Genomic DNA, 12,741 nt, shown 5'->3' with positions numbered 1-12,741 from the left:
GGGCAGTTCATGCTCGCCCTGCACCGGTCGGGCCGGCGGGGTGAGGCCCTCGACGTCTACCAGCGGCTGCGCGCGACCCTCGTACGGGAACTGGGGCTGGAGCCGTCCGTGGTGCTGCGGCGCTTGCAGCGCTCGATCCTGACGGCGGCTCCGGAGAGCCTGGCCGCGGTGGCCGGTGCCGCTGGAGCGGATTTCCGGAGCGAGAGGCTCGTACGGGTCTGAGGCATGAGGTGCGGATCCGGGCCCGGCCTGATCCGAAAGACCCCCCTAGTCTGGCGGCCGTGGACGATCTTGATGAGTTCCGGCTCGACGTGGCGCAGGGGGAGTTGGACGACCTCCGTGAGCGGCTGGAGCGGGTGCGGTGGCCCGACGAGCTGCCCGGAGTGGAGTGGGCCTACGGGATTCCGCTCGGCGAGATGCGCGAGCTCGTGCGGTACTGGCGCGAGGAATACGACTGGCGGGCGGCCGAGGCGCGGCTGGGCGAGTGGCCGCAGTGGACGACGGTCATCGACGGGGCGCGGGTGCACTTCGCGCACATCCGGTCGCCCGAGCCGGACGCCGTGCCGCTGCTGATGACCCATGGCTGGCCGGGATCGTTCGTGGAGTTCCAGAAGGTCGCGGGTCCGCTCACCGATCCGCGGGCGCACGGCGGGGATCCGGCCGATGCCTTCCATCTGGTGCTGCCCCACATCCCGGGCTTCGGCCTGTCCGGGCCGACGACGGAGGCCGGCTGGGAGTTCAAGCGGGTGGCGCGGGCCTTCGGGACGCTGATGGAGCGGCTCGGGTACGCCGAGTACGGGGTGCAGGGCGGGGACTGGGGCGCCGCGATCTCGCGGGAGCTCGGGCGGTTGCGGCCGCAGAACGTGGTGGGGGTGCACCTGAACCTGCTGCCCGGGGGCGGGGCCACCGCCGAGCCCGGGGAGGAGGAGCTCGCCGCGCTGAGTCCGGAGGAGCGGGAGCGGACATGGGCCTCTTGGGAGCGCTACCGGGTGTGGGCGCGCGAGCGGCAGGGCTACGCCGACATCCAGGCGACCCGGCCGCAGACCCTCGCGTACGGGCTGAACGATTCGCCGGTCGGGCTGCTCGCCTGGATCGGGGAGAAGTTCGCCGAGTGGAGCGATCCCCGGTGCCCGATCGACCGGGACCAGATGCTGACGAATGTGATGCTGTACTGGCTCACCGGCACGGCTGGCTCCGCCGCCCGGATCTACTACGAGCGGGCACACGCCGCGTACGCCGGGCAGCCGGTCGAGGTGTCGCGGACGCCGACCGCGCTGGCCGACTTCCCGCGGGACAACTTCGTTCCGCTGCGGCACGTGGCCGCGCGGACCGACTCCGTCGTGCGGTGGACTTCGTACGACCGGGGCGGGCACTTTGCGGCCATGGAGGTGCCGGAGCTGTTGGTGGGGGACGTGCGGGCGTTCTTCCGCGAACTGCGGATGGGATGATCATCTGATGAATGATGAGGGCAGGACCCCGCCTGTGCTGGTGGGCGATGAGCGCGCCACCCTGACCAGCCTGCTGCAGTGGCAGCGGGACACCTTGATGATGAAGTGCGCAGGCCTGACCGCCGAGCAGTTGCGGCTGAAGGCAGTGGCGCCGTCGGGCCTGAGCCTGCTGGGGCTGGTGCGGCACCTGGCGGAGGTCGAGCGGGGCTGGTTCCGCAACGTCTTCGGTGGCGAGGACGTGCGGGGCTACTTCCCGAAGAACGAGGCCGGGGAGTGGACGGAGTTCCACGTCGAGAACGCGGATCCGGCGGAGTCGTTCAAGGTGTGGGAGGACACCTGCGAGCGGTCGCGGGCGATCGTGGCGGCCGCCGGCTCGCTGGACGCGACCGGGTCCTTCGGGGAGGAGCGGTACTCGCTGCGCTACATCCTCGGGCACATGATCGAGGAGTACGCCCGTCACAACGGGCATGCGGACCTGTTGCGCGAGGCGATCGACGGGGTGACCGGGGAGTAGGGGCCGGGTGCCGGGGCCGGCGCCCGGTCAGGCCGGGGTGGTGGTGCGGTCCACGGCGTCGAGGGCCGGCTGCCACGGGAAGTGGGGCGGGGCGTCGGGGCCGGCCGGGCCGGGGGTGAAACCGTCCTCGCCGTAGAGGAAATCGACGCCCGCGGTGCGCAGGACGGCCACGGACTGGTCGAACTGGGGGTGCGCGGCGAGGGCGGCGTTCGTGCAGGGCATGGCGACGACGGGAGTGCCCTTGCCGATGGCCTCGGCGGCGACCCCCACCACGAAGCGGTCGGTCAGGCCGAGGGCCCAGGCGTTGACCGAGTTGAAGGTGGCCGGGGCGAAGAGCAGGGCGTCGGCCGCGGGCCAGACGTCGGGCTCGCCGGGGAGCTTGTACTGCCAGCGCACCGGGTGGCCCGTCAGGGCGGCCAGTCCGTCGAGGCTCGCGCCCAGCCAGTGCGCCGCGGTGGGGGTGAGGCCCAGGCAGACGTCCCAGCCGCGGGCCTGGGCGTCCTCGACCACGTGGGCCACGTCGAAGACGGGCGGAGCGGCGGAGCAGAGCAGATAGAGAGTCTTCGTGGTCATGCCGCAATATGATCATATTGCTTGACCTTGACCATACTTGAGGTACCAGGATGGGGAGCATGAGCAGCCAGATTGCGGCGAATGCCGCTGAGATCGAGGCGATCGCCAACGTGGTCGCCACCGTCGAGCGTACGCAGCGGGGCAAGGACGCCGAGGGGTTCCTCGCCCTGTTCCACCCGGATGCGCTCTGGACCACCGCGCACGGGAAGGTCCTCATCGGCTTCGACGCGATAGCCGAGTTCACGCGCAAGGTGCTGCCGGCGGCGAGCTGGGACGGGGAGGTCACCTACGAGGTGGTGCACACCCAGTTCCTGCGGCCCGACGTGGCGGCGGTGAAGGTGCGCCAGGTCTACCGGGGCGCGGACGGGGTGGGCAGCGAGGGTGCTCCGCTGTACGTGATGACCCGGGAAGCCGGTGAGGGCGGGCGCTGGTTGCTGACCGCGTGCCAGAACACGCAGGTGGCGGCGGATCCGGAGTAAGGGGCGGGGCCGTGCGGACAGGCGGTCAGCCGGTCAGGGGGAGTACGCCGACCGGCTGGCCGCCGCTGAGCTCGCCGGTCCGCTGGAAGCCGAGGCCCAGGTAGAACGGCTCCGGGCTGCCCTCGCCGGCGTGCCAGGTGACGTACGCCTGCGAGCCGCCCCGGCGGCGGATCTCCTCGGCGACCGCCTGGACCGCGAAGCGGCCGTACCCCTTGCCCTGGTGCTCGGCGGCGATGTTCAGGCGCCAGATGCCCGAGCGCCGGTCGGCGGGGTCCTTGGCGGGGTTCCAGGCGATGTCGAGGAAGGCCATGACGAAGCCGACCACCTCGTCGCCGTCGACGATGGCCCGCGGCCAGGCGACCTCGCCGTGGACGTACGCCTCGGCCAGGGACTTCACCACGGGGGAGACGACATGGTCCTGGTCGGGGCGGATCTGTACGGCGCACACCGTGTCGACGTTGTCCGCGGTGACGGGCTCCAGGCGGGGGGAGGGAGAGGCGGAGGCGGGGGTGGCCGTGGCGATCATGGGGGCAGTTTAGGGTCCGGCCCCGGACCGGCCGACTGGATTTCGGCTCGCGGTGCCGTGGGCCTCCCCGGGTCGACAGGCCGGCGGGGCGGGGCGGGGCGGGGCGGGGCGGGGCTGGGCGGTGCGGCGGCGGGTCGGGGCGGTGCGGGACGGCGCCGGGCGGGGCGGCGGCGGGTCGGCTCGGGCGGGGCGGCGGTGGGTTGGGTGGGGCGAGGTCCGCGCACATCCGGGACTCAAGTGGCGGGGCGCACCATCAGGCGGTTGAGCGCAACGTGTCTCCCGGACTCAGAGAAGAGGAACCGCCCTGATGCCGTCGACGTCGATCACCACCACGACCGCCTGGCTCGCCGCGCTGGAGCAGCGGATCGAGCGCCGTGACCCCGGGGAGCCGGAGTTCCACCAGGCCGTGCGGGAGGTGTTGGAGACGCTCGCGCCGGTCTTCGACGCGCGCCCCGAACTGCGCGAGGCCAGTGTGATGGAGCGGATCACCGAGCCCGAGCGGCAGATCCTCTTCCGGGTGGTGTGGCAGGACGACGAGGGCCGTACGCAGGTCAACCGCGGCTACCGGGTGGAGTTCAACAGCGCGCTCGGCCCCTACAAGGGCGGCCTGCGCTTCCACCCGTCGGTGAACCTCGGGATCGTGAAGTTCCTCGGGTTCGAGCAGATCTTCAAGAACGCCCTGACGGGGCTGGGCATCGGTGGTGGCAAGGGCGGCAGCGACTTCGATCCGCGGGGGCGGTCCGACGCCGAGGTCATGCGGTTCTGCCAGGCCTTCATGACCGAGTTGCAGCGGCATCTGGGCGAGCAGACCGACGTTCCGGCCGGTGACATCGGCGTCGGCGGCCGCGAGATCGGCTACCTCTTCGGGCAGTACCGGCGCATCACCAACCGCTGGGAGGCCGGCGTCCTCACCGGGAAGGGCATCGGATGGGGCGGCTCCCACGTCCGCACCGAGGCCACCGGCTACGGCAACGTGCTCTTCACGAGTGAGATGCTCCGCGTGCGCGGCGAGGACCTCGACGGGCAGCGGGTCACCGTGTCCGGCTCGGGCAACGTCGCCATCTACACCGTCGAGAAGGCGCAGGCGCTGGGCGCGCACGTGCTGACCGTGTCGGACTCCGCCGGGTATGTGGTTGACGAGAAGGGGCTCGACCTGGAACTGCTCAAGCAGGTCAAGGAGGTCGAGCGCGGCCGGATCAGCGACTACGCCGAGCGCCGCGGCGGCTCCGCCCGCTACGTCGCCGGCGGCAGCGTGTGGGACGTGCCGACCGACGTGGCGCTGCCGTCCGCCACGCAGAACGAGCTGACCGAGGCCGACGCCCTGAACCTGGTGCGGGGCGGAGTGAAGGCCGTGTCGGAGGGCGCCAACATGCCGACCACGCCCGAGGCCGTACGCGTCCTGCAGGCGGCCGGCGTCGCCTTCGGCCCCGGGAAGGCCGCGAACGCGGGCGGGGTGGCCACCAGCGCCCTGGAGATGAGCCAGAACGCCGCCCGCGAGGCGTGGCCCTTCACCCGGGTCGAGGACGAGCTGGCGGGGGTCATGCGCCGCATCCACGACACGGCGTACGAGACGGCCGAGCGCTACGGCCGCCCCGGCGACTACGTGGCGGGCGCGAACCTCGCCGGCTTCGAGCGGGTGGCCGACGCGATGCTGGCGCAAGGCCTGATCTGACGCCTCCATCCCACTTCCGCCGCGCCCCGAGTGTCCTGGGACACGCTCGACGCGTCCAGGCGAGCGACGGAGGGATGGCAGATGACGGTGAACGCGATGGGCAGGGCTCCCGAGAGGCCCGTGGCGCTGGTGACCGGGGCCACCAGCGGCATCGGGCTGGCCGTCGCCCGGGATCTGGGGGCCCGCGGCCACCGGGTGTTCGTCTGCGCCCGCACCCGGTCCGCGGTCAAGCAGACCGTGGAGGACCTGCGGGCCGAAGGGCTCACCGTGGAGGGCACGGCCGCCGACGTGCGCGACCGTGCCGCCGTGGAGGCGCTGGTCGCCGCGGCCGTGACGACGTACGGAGCGCCCGTCAGCATCCTCGTCAACAACGCGGGCCGCAGCGGCGGCGGCGCCACCGCCGGGATCACCGACGAGCTGTGGCACGACGTCATCGACACCAACCTCAACAGCGTGTTCCTGCTGACCCGCGAGGTGCTCACCAGCGGCGGCCTCGGCGCCGAGCCCTGGGGGCGCATCGTCAACATCGCCTCCACCGCGGGCAAGCACGGGGTGCTGCTCGGCGCCCCCTACTCGGCGTCCAAGCACGCGGTGATCGGCTTCACCAAGTCGCTCGGCAAGGAGCTCGCCACGACCGGGACCACCGTCAACGCGGTCTGCCCCGGCTACGTGGAGACGCCCATGGCGGCCCGGGTGCGCAGCGGGTACGCGCAGGCGTGGGACACCACCGAGGAGTACATCCAGGAGCAGTTCGAGGCCAAGATCCCGCTCGGCCGCTACTCCACCTCGGAGGAGGTCGCGGGTCTGGTGGGCTACCTGACCACCGACCTCGCGGCCTCCATCACCGCGCAGGCGCTCAACGTGTGCGGCGGCCTGGGGAATTACTGAGGCCGCATCGGCGCCGGACGTGCGAGAGGGCCCCGGCCGGTTCGATCGGCCGGGGCCCTCGGTGCGTCCACTGCTCCTCACAGGATGGTCGGCGACCCCGACACGTCCCGTACGACGGCCTGCGGGGCGATCCCGGAAGCCCGCCACTCGGCCAGCACCGCGGGGTCCACCCGCTCGTCCGCCAGCAGGACGTGCCGCAGCGCCGGCAGGCTGCTCCCGCGGCCCGCCGCGGTCATCCGGGCGAACGCGGACGGCAGCTGCGTCACCACCGTCACCTCCCGCTCCGCCAGCATCCGTACGAACCTGCCCGCGTCGGAGGCCGTCTCCCGGTCCACGACGACGGCCCGTCCGCCCGACAGCAGCGGCCCCCACATCTCGCGCATGCCCAGGTCCAGGCTCATGGAGTGGAAGTACGTCCACACGTCGTCCGGGCCCGTCTCCAGCATCGGGACACAACCGTCCACCCACGACAGCACGTCCAGGTGGGTCACCGGCCGCACGGCCACCGCCCGCCCCGGATCGCCGCCCGAGGGCAGCGCCATGAAGGCCGTCTGCGGCGGGACCTCGCGGCGCACCGCCATCTCCGGCCGGACCGCGATGACGAACCGGCCCGCCTTGGCCACCGGGATCTCGTCGCGCAGAAGCCCGCCGTCCGAGACGACCATCTCGGCGCCCGCGTCGCGCATCAGGAACTCCTGCAGCCCCGCGTTGTGTCCGGGCTCCAGCGGCAGCACCGCCGCCCCGGTGCGCAGCGCGCCCACCACGGCCGCGGCCGCCATGCAGGACCGCTGTACGCGCACGGCGACGGCCGAACCGGGGCCGGTCCGCCCCGACAGGCGGCGCGCGATGTCGTCCGCCGCCCACTCCAGTTCGAGGTAGGTCGCCTTCTCCTGCGCGTCCTGGGCGGCGACCCGGCCCGGATGGCGGGCGGCCGCGGCCGCGAATCGGACGTCGATGCGGTCCCGGCCCGCGGGCCACTCGCCGGCCGGGTCGAGCCCGATCCGTCCGAGCAGACCGGCCAGGTCGGCGGACAACTGGTCGAGCTCCGGATGGTCCGGAGTGGCGTTCATGCGGCCTCCCAGCGGGCGGGTCGTTACTCCACGCCCGATGGTGTCGGGCCGCGCCGGAGAACCGCTCAAGTCTCGGCGTAGAGGACTGGTCAGGCGCCCGTCGGGGGCCGCTCAGGGAGCACTGGAAGGCCGGTCGAGACGGGGTCGAGGGCCGCTCAAGACGACCTGGCCGGGCTCCCCTGCGCGTGTCTACGATTCTCGGGCTCATACCGAAGCCGCACTTTCCCAAGTCGTGCTCCGAGCCGACCCCTCGTAGACGCACGCACATGGAACTGAGCTTTGTGGCTATGGCCCGTCTCACGAGACTGGAATTGACTGTACTCATGACTCAGAACGCGAACATCACCCTCGTCATCGGCGGACACGGCAAGACCGGACGCCGCGTCGCCGAGAAGCTCTCCGCCCAGGGCCGCCAGGTCCGCATCGGCTCCCGCAGCGGCGAGCCCGCCTTCGACTGGAACGAGCCCTCCACCTGGGAGCCGGCGCTCGAGGGCGTCGACCGGGTGTACGTGACCTACTACCCCGACCTCGCCTTCCCCGGCGCCGCCGAGCAGGTCGGCGAGTTCTCCAAGGTGGCCGTCGCGAACGGCGCGGGCCGCCTGGTGCTGCTGTCCGGCCGCGGCGAGGAGGCCGCCGAGGTCAGCGAGGAGAACCTGAAGGCCTCCGGCGCCGACTGGACCATCGTCCGCTCCAGCTGGTTCAACCAGAACTTCTCCGAGAGCTTCTTCCTGGAGCCCGTCCTGGCCGGCGAGATTGCCCTGCCGACCGGGGACGCCGTGGAGGCCTTCGTCGACGCCGACGACATCGCGGACGTCGTGGTGGCCGCGCTGACCGACGACAAGCACATCGGCAAGACCTACGAGCTGTCCGGCCCGCGCCTGCTCAGCTACGGCGACGTCGCCGTCGAGCTGACGAAGGCCACCGGACGCGAGATCAAGTTCATCTCCGTCACCAACGAGGAGTACCGCGCGGTCCTGCGGGAGAACGGCCTCCCGGAGGAGTTCGCCGACCTCTTCACCATGATCCTCGACGGGCGCAACGCGCACCTGGTGCACGGTGTCGAGGAGGCCCTGGGCCGCAAGCCCAAGGACTTCGCGGACTTCGCCCGCGAGGCGGCCGCGACCGGCGTCTGGAACGTCTGACCAAGCGCTTCCCCATGTGCCCGCCTACCGGGCGGCGACTCTGGTACGGCCGCCGCCCGGTACGCAGGGCCCCCGGGGAAGCACTCACGCACCACGCACCACCCGCGCACCACGCACGACCGACCGGCAGGAGGCTCCCGTGCCCACTCCCAAGTCGTTCTCCAGCGAACACGGACTGGACTCCCTTCCCCCGCACTTCCACGGCTTCGCCCTGATGCACATCGCGATGCGGCGCGACGCGGCCCGCCTGCGTACCGCCGCCACCACGTGGAACGGAGCGGGAGCCGAGTGGTGGCAGCGGTTCCGCGAGGTCGTCGAATGGCACCACATCAGCGAGGACGACGTCCTGTGGCCCGGACTGCGCCGCCGGGACGCCGACTTCGACGCCCAGGCACGTGAACTGCACGAGGACCACGAGGAACTCGACGCGGCCATGGCGGCCGTGTCGACGGCGATCTCCCGCCGCGGCGAGGACCTGGTCCGGGCGGCCTCGACCTTCGAAGGCGTCCTGCGCGACCACCTCCGTGACGAGGAGCGCATTGTCTTCCCCGTCTTCGACCGGCTCGGCGAGCGCGCCTACCTCGCCGAGGAGCGCAAGGTCGTCTCCAGCGCCCCGATGCGCGTGATGACGTACCTCCAGCCGTGGATGTTCGACGGCGCGACCAGCCGCTCCGTCGCCCACGTCTCCGCGACGATTCCGCCCCCCGTCCGGCTGATCGGTGCGACGCTGTTGAAGAGGCGGTACGAGCGCACGCTGAAGGGAATCCTCAAGTGACCAGCACGACGACGCAATCCGTGACCCTGGTGGCGGCGACGGTGGGCACCGGACTGATGGCCGGCCTGTACTTCGCCTTCGACATCTCGGTGATGCCGGGCCTCGGCCGCGGCGACGACCAGACCTACGTGACCGCGATGCGGAACATGAACGAGGCCATCGACAACGGCCTGTTCGGCCTGCTCTTCCTGGGCGCCTTCCTCGCGACCGGGATCGCGGCCGCGCAGCAGCAGCGCGGCGGCCGCCCCGACGCGGCGCGCTGGGGCTGGGTGGCCTTCGCCCTGTACGGGCTGTCGCTGCTCGTGACGGCGATCGTGAACATCCCCCTCAACAACCAGCTCGCGCGGGCCGGCGCCGACGTCTCGGCCGCCCGCACCCGCTTCGGCGGCCGCTGGACCTCCGGCAACGTCGTGCGCACGGTGGCCTGTACGGCGGCCCTCGCCGCGCTGGGCCGCGTACTGACCCTGCACGGCCGCGGATCGGCGGCGTAGACCCTGCCGCTGTCGCACCACCCCCGTGAACGGCGCCCGCTCTCTCTCCGTCCCCCGCGGCAGAGCGGGCGCTTCGCCGTGCACGTGCCGCATTTCGCAGGGGCGTCGGAGAGGATGTGCGCATGGACACGCTGACCGGCCTGCTCGAAGGCCCCAAGGCCCGGGGGGCCTTCCTCCTCAAGTCCGTCTTCAACCCGCCCTGGTCGCTGCGCGTCGAGGACCGGGCGCCGCTGTCCGTCGTCACGATGGTGCACGGCGACGCCTGGCTGGTCCCCGACCACGGGGACCCGGTGCAGATCAGGCCGGGCGACGTGGCCGTCGTACGGGGTCCCGAGGCCTACACCGTCGCCGACGCCCCCGACACCCCCGTCCAGATCACCGTCGGCCCGGAGCAGCGGTGCAGCACGGAGGAGGGGGAGGACGTCACCGACACCATGGCGCTGGGCGTACGCACCTGGGGCGACGGTTTCCAGGACGCCGGCTCGGCGGTCATGCTCAGCGGCACCTACCAGGCGCCGAGCGAGATCGGCCGCCGGCTGCTGAGCGCCCTGCCGACCATCCTCGTACGACCGGCCGAAGCCGCCGACAACACCCTGGTCACCCTGCTGACCTCGGAGATCTCCAAGGATGAACCGGGCCAGGAGATCGTCCTGGACCGGCTCCTGGACCTGCTCCTCATCGGGGTCCTGCGGACCTGGCTGGCGGCGCCCGGCAGCGGCGCCCCCGCCTGGTACCGCGCCCAGAGCGACCCGGTGGTCGGCCCCGCGCTGCGGATGCTGCACGAGAACCCGGCGTACGGCTGGACCGTCGAGGAACTCGCCCTGAAGGTCGGCGTCTCGCGGGCCTCCCTGGCCCGCCGGTTCACGGACATCGTGGGCGAGCCCCCGGTGGCCTACCTGACCGGCTGGCGCCTCGCCCTCGCCGCCGATCTGCTCCGCGAACCGGACGCCACGGTCGCCACGGTGGCCCGGCGCGTGGGCTACAGCTCGGCGTTCGCCCTCTCGACCGCCTTCAAGCGGGTCCGCGGGGTGAGCCCCCAGGAGTTCCGCAGCGGCGCCGCGGCGACCGCGGCGGCCCCGCCGTCGGACGGGCAGCCGCCGCGCACGGTGGTGCTACCCGGGCGTTGAGGCCGGACGGACTGCCGTACGCCCGTTCGGGTCTTCGCGTACGGCCCTGTGCCACCTGCGGGAGCCGCTGTACTGCCCGAGAACCCAGGGCCGTGCTGCGAGGGCAGGAGGCGCTCGCGTACGCGTCTGAACGCTGGCTGCCGGCGAAGCTGCTCTCTCGATGAGTGCGCAACCCCTTGCCCACCTTGACGACCCAAGCCACAGAAGGTGCGCCCACGCGAAGCCCGCAGGCCGAATGCCGGGCGTTCGGGGCTCGCTCAGCCCACCACTCTGATCAGCCACGTAGCCGGCTTTGAAGCCCGCCACGGGCCCGCGGCCGCCGATGGCGGACGCGAACCCAGTGGGGGCGCGACGGGCCCCCGGGCCCGGCGGGACCACACCCTGCCGCGCACCCCCACCACCAGGCCGAGGGCGACGAGCCGCGCGTGAACTGAGCGACAGGTCGGGCAGCGACCGCCGGCCGGGGGCCGTACGGGGCCGGGCCCCCGAGGAACCCAGCCCCGTACGGCGCGGCTGACACGATCGTGGAGACGGGCTGCCTGGCTGTGTGCGAACGCCTGTTGCGCAGAGCCACAGTTGGCCCGCAGTGCAGCGTGGCGCCTGGCCCTTGTCGGCGGCCTGCATTGGAACCGTATTTAGAGGGATCCGCGACAGAACTGTCTTTGACCTGCGAAAACGTGTCTTCGGAACCGGTCTCTCACTTCATGACATGGTGAAACTGGGAGCCTGTCAGTGTGGCCCTGAGAGACGGTGACCTGTCTCTGGTTTCATCATTCACCGGGGGTCTGAACTGCCGGGAAAGGGAACAGATTTGCGACACATGTGCAGTGTTGCCCTGAGGAACAGTGTCGTGAAACGGTCTTCCTGTAACTGTTCCCCAGGGGAAAGGTGCGCCTTGCTGAGATGTCAGCAAAGCCCGCGCGTGTACGGCGGTTCGCCGACCGCGAGACTGGTCTGATCCAGGAGTTCGAAGACCTGGACGCCGCTACCCGGACGACCCCCTACAACTTCCCTGGAGGATTCTCCGCAGTAAGCAACCGAACCGGCCTGGCGATCCTGAGCAAGGAGTCCGGGCTGACCCCCTCGGACCGGGACGTGCTCGCGCTCCATGTGCACGGCCCCGAGAGGTGCGGAGACGTACTCCGCTGGTCCCGGCAGGCGATGGCCGACTACCTCGGCATCACGGCACGTACCGTGGCCTCAGCGATCAAGAAGCTCACCAAGGGCGGATGGATCTTCGAGGCGGAACGGCACGGGCGGACCATCTATTACCGGGCCACTCCGCACCATGCCTCGCGGAGCGGCGGGAAGCAGCAGCAAGAGGATGCCACCGCCTACCGTCTGCCCGTCGCCCCCGGCATCTCTCAGCAGAAAGGACGTACGGCATGAGCGAATACAGACTTGTCGAGGATGGGGTCGATCCCGCCGTCCTACGCCAGACCCTGTCCCTGCCCCATCCGCAAATGCGTATCGTGCTGTTCTATCTGACCGCTGAGAAGGACCCCGTGTTCTCGTACGGGGTGGTCATGTCCGGCCAGGAGATCGCGGAGTCGATCGAGATGAACCGGACGACGTTCAGCAAGCAGCTGCCGATCCTCACGGCAGCCGGCTGGCTGAAGGTGGCGCAGCGCCACGGCAACATCACGTACTACGGCCTCGGACCGGTCGCCGAGCCGAGGCGCAACAACGTTGTGTCGCTCCGGCGCACAGCATGAGGAAGCCGACTGCACGTCACCTTTCCTGTCAGGAAAGGTGACGCGTGCTCCTGCTTCACGACACTGTGCACCAGAGGAAATATATGAGCAGCCCCAAGACAAATTCGTCTTGGGGCCCTCGCTTGTTCTGCTGGCCTCGACCACACGTCTCGCCGTCGCGGCGCGGCGGTGGAGGCCGGCGACAGCACTCATGCGGGAGCGGAATCGAGGCGCCTCGTGAGGCCGTGGTGAGTGGCTTCCCGACCGGGCCTGCGACACTGTGTCGCCCGGCACCGGCCGACCGGAGGCTATTTGGTCCACACCTGGTTCACTGGCCCCGGA

General features: G+C 71.4%; 15 protein-coding genes. 12 read left to right on the top strand and 3 right to left on the bottom strand.

Annotated elements, in window-relative coordinates; translation table 11 throughout:
• The 3 genes from AB0O21_RS34970 to AB0O21_RS34960 all read left to right on the top strand — a co-directional run.
• Positions 1-222: BTAD domain-containing putative transcriptional regulator (locus tag AB0O21_RS34970; protein ID WP_365178194.1), on the top strand; the 222-nt coding region annotated here is incomplete at its 5' end.
• Positions 223-281: 59 nt separating this feature from the next.
• Positions 282-1,448, top strand: a complete 1,167-nt coding sequence (locus AB0O21_RS34965) for an epoxide hydrolase family protein (protein WP_365178192.1) — start codon at positions 282-284, stop codon at positions 1,446-1,448.
• Positions 1,449-1,455: 7 nt separating this feature from the next.
• A complete protein-coding gene (locus tag AB0O21_RS34960; protein WP_365178189.1) occupies positions 1,456-1,962 on the top strand; it encodes a DinB family protein in 507 nt (168 codons plus the stop codon).
• Positions 1,963-1,989: 27 nt separating this feature from the next.
• Here AB0O21_RS34960 and AB0O21_RS34955 read toward each other — a convergent pair whose 3' ends face one another.
• Positions 1,990-2,535, bottom strand: a complete 546-nt coding sequence (locus AB0O21_RS34955; protein WP_365178186.1) for a flavoprotein — start codon at positions 2,533-2,535, stop codon at positions 1,990-1,992.
• 59 nt (positions 2,536-2,594) lie between these two features.
• Between AB0O21_RS34955 and AB0O21_RS34950 the strand changes: the two genes are divergently transcribed.
• Complete coding sequence (locus tag AB0O21_RS34950; RefSeq protein WP_365178183.1) at positions 2,595-3,014, top strand: SgcJ/EcaC family oxidoreductase; 420 nt, start codon at positions 2,595-2,597, stop codon at positions 3,012-3,014.
• A 25-nt stretch (positions 3,015-3,039) separates the two neighbouring features.
• Here AB0O21_RS34950 and AB0O21_RS34945 read toward each other — a convergent pair whose 3' ends face one another.
• On the bottom strand, positions 3,040-3,540 hold the full coding sequence (locus AB0O21_RS34945) for a GNAT family N-acetyltransferase (RefSeq protein ID WP_365178180.1): 501 nt from the start codon (positions 3,538-3,540) through the stop codon (positions 3,040-3,042).
• A 307-nt stretch (positions 3,541-3,847) separates the two neighbouring features.
• Here AB0O21_RS34945 and gdhA point away from each other — a divergent pair, with 307 nt between their 5' ends.
• Together gdhA and AB0O21_RS34935 are read left to right on the top strand one after the other, a co-directional pair.
• Entirely contained in the window at positions 3,848-5,212 is a 1,365-nt protein-coding gene (gene gdhA / locus AB0O21_RS34940; RefSeq protein WP_365178177.1) for an NADP-specific glutamate dehydrogenase, read from the top strand.
• Positions 5,213-5,293: 81 nt separating this feature from the next.
• The gene (locus AB0O21_RS34935; RefSeq protein WP_365178174.1) at positions 5,294-6,100 is read left to right on the top strand and encodes an SDR family NAD(P)-dependent oxidoreductase; all 807 of its coding nucleotides are present in this window, start codon (positions 5,294-5,296) and stop codon (positions 6,098-6,100) included.
• Positions 6,101-6,177: 77 nt separating this feature from the next.
• Here AB0O21_RS34935 and AB0O21_RS34930 read toward each other — a convergent pair whose 3' ends face one another.
• Positions 6,178-7,170, bottom strand: a complete 993-nt coding sequence (locus tag AB0O21_RS34930) for an AMP-binding protein (RefSeq protein ID WP_365178171.1) — start codon at positions 7,168-7,170, stop codon at positions 6,178-6,180.
• Positions 7,171-7,493: 323 nt separating this feature from the next.
• Here AB0O21_RS34930 and AB0O21_RS34925 point away from each other — a divergent pair, with 323 nt between their 5' ends.
• From AB0O21_RS34925 to AB0O21_RS34900, 6 genes are all read left to right on the top strand, one after another.
• Positions 7,494-8,312 (top strand): NAD(P)H-binding protein, encoded by an 819-nt coding sequence (locus AB0O21_RS34925; protein ID WP_365178168.1) that lies wholly within the window; start codon positions 7,494-7,496, stop codon positions 8,310-8,312.
• A 139-nt stretch (positions 8,313-8,451) separates the two neighbouring features.
• Positions 8,452-9,087 (top strand): hemerythrin domain-containing protein, encoded by a 636-nt coding sequence (locus tag AB0O21_RS34920; protein WP_365178166.1) that lies wholly within the window; start codon positions 8,452-8,454, stop codon positions 9,085-9,087.
• Positions 9,084-9,578 carry an anthrone oxygenase family protein gene (locus AB0O21_RS34915; RefSeq protein ID WP_365178163.1) on the top strand — a complete coding sequence of 165 codons (495 nt, stop codon included), beginning with the start codon at positions 9,084-9,086 and terminating at the stop codon, positions 9,576-9,578. Before AB0O21_RS34920 ends, AB0O21_RS34915 begins: the two co-directional genes overlap by 4 nt.
• A 122-nt stretch (positions 9,579-9,700) precedes the next feature.
• Positions 9,701-10,705: an AraC family transcriptional regulator gene (locus AB0O21_RS34910; RefSeq protein ID WP_365178161.1), complete on the top strand. Its 1,005-nt coding sequence runs from the start codon at positions 9,701-9,703 to the stop codon at positions 10,703-10,705.
• A gap of 903 nt (positions 10,706-11,608) precedes the next feature.
• Entirely contained in the window at positions 11,609-12,094 is a 486-nt protein-coding gene (locus AB0O21_RS34905; RefSeq protein ID WP_365178158.1) for a winged helix-turn-helix domain-containing protein, read from the top strand.
• Complete coding sequence (locus tag AB0O21_RS34900) at positions 12,091-12,420, top strand: hypothetical protein (RefSeq protein ID WP_365178156.1); 330 nt, start codon at positions 12,091-12,093, stop codon at positions 12,418-12,420. Before AB0O21_RS34905 ends, AB0O21_RS34900 begins: the two co-directional genes overlap by 4 nt.
• Positions 12,421-12,741 lie beyond the last annotated feature (321 nt).

Origin of the sequence: Streptomyces sp. NPDC091371 (assembly GCF_040684275.1) — a bacterium.
Classification (GTDB): Bacteria; Actinomycetota; Actinomycetes; order Streptomycetales; family Streptomycetaceae; genus Streptomyces.
This window is presented reverse-complemented; position numbering and strand designations above follow the sequence as displayed.

What these genes read in the sequence shown, in the direction of transcription:
- AB0O21_RS34960 (WP_365178189.1), top strand. Translation starts at nt 1,456, where the DNA reads ATGAATGATGAGGGCAGGACCCCGCCTGTGCTGGTGGGCGATGAGCGC.
- AB0O21_RS34955 (WP_365178186.1), bottom strand. Translation starts at nt 2,535, where the DNA reads ATGACCACGAAGACTCTCTATCTGCTCTGCTCCGCCGCTCCGCCCGTC.
- AB0O21_RS34950 (WP_365178183.1), top strand. Translation starts at nt 2,595, where the DNA reads ATGAGCAGCCAGATTGCGGCGAATGCCGCTGAGATCGAGGCGATCGCC.
- AB0O21_RS34945 (WP_365178180.1), bottom strand. Translation starts at nt 3,540, where the DNA reads ATGATCGCCACGGCCACCCCCGCCTCCGCCTCTCCCTCCCCCCGCCTG.
- gdhA (WP_365178177.1), top strand. Translation starts at nt 3,848, where the DNA reads ATGCCGTCGACGTCGATCACCACCACGACCGCCTGGCTCGCCGCGCTG.
- AB0O21_RS34935 (WP_365178174.1), top strand. Translation starts at nt 5,294, where the DNA reads ATGACGGTGAACGCGATGGGCAGGGCTCCCGAGAGGCCCGTGGCGCTG.
- AB0O21_RS34930 (WP_365178171.1), bottom strand. Translation starts at nt 7,170, where the DNA reads ATGAACGCCACTCCGGACCATCCGGAGCTCGACCAGTTGTCCGCCGAC.
- AB0O21_RS34925 (WP_365178168.1), top strand. Translation starts at nt 7,494, where the DNA reads ATGACTCAGAACGCGAACATCACCCTCGTCATCGGCGGACACGGCAAG.
- AB0O21_RS34910 (WP_365178161.1), top strand. Translation starts at nt 9,701, where the DNA reads ATGGACACGCTGACCGGCCTGCTCGAAGGCCCCAAGGCCCGGGGGGCC.
- AB0O21_RS34905 (WP_365178158.1), top strand. Translation starts at nt 11,609, where the DNA reads ATGTCAGCAAAGCCCGCGCGTGTACGGCGGTTCGCCGACCGCGAGACT.
- AB0O21_RS34900 (WP_365178156.1), top strand. Translation starts at nt 12,091, where the DNA reads ATGAGCGAATACAGACTTGTCGAGGATGGGGTCGATCCCGCCGTCCTA.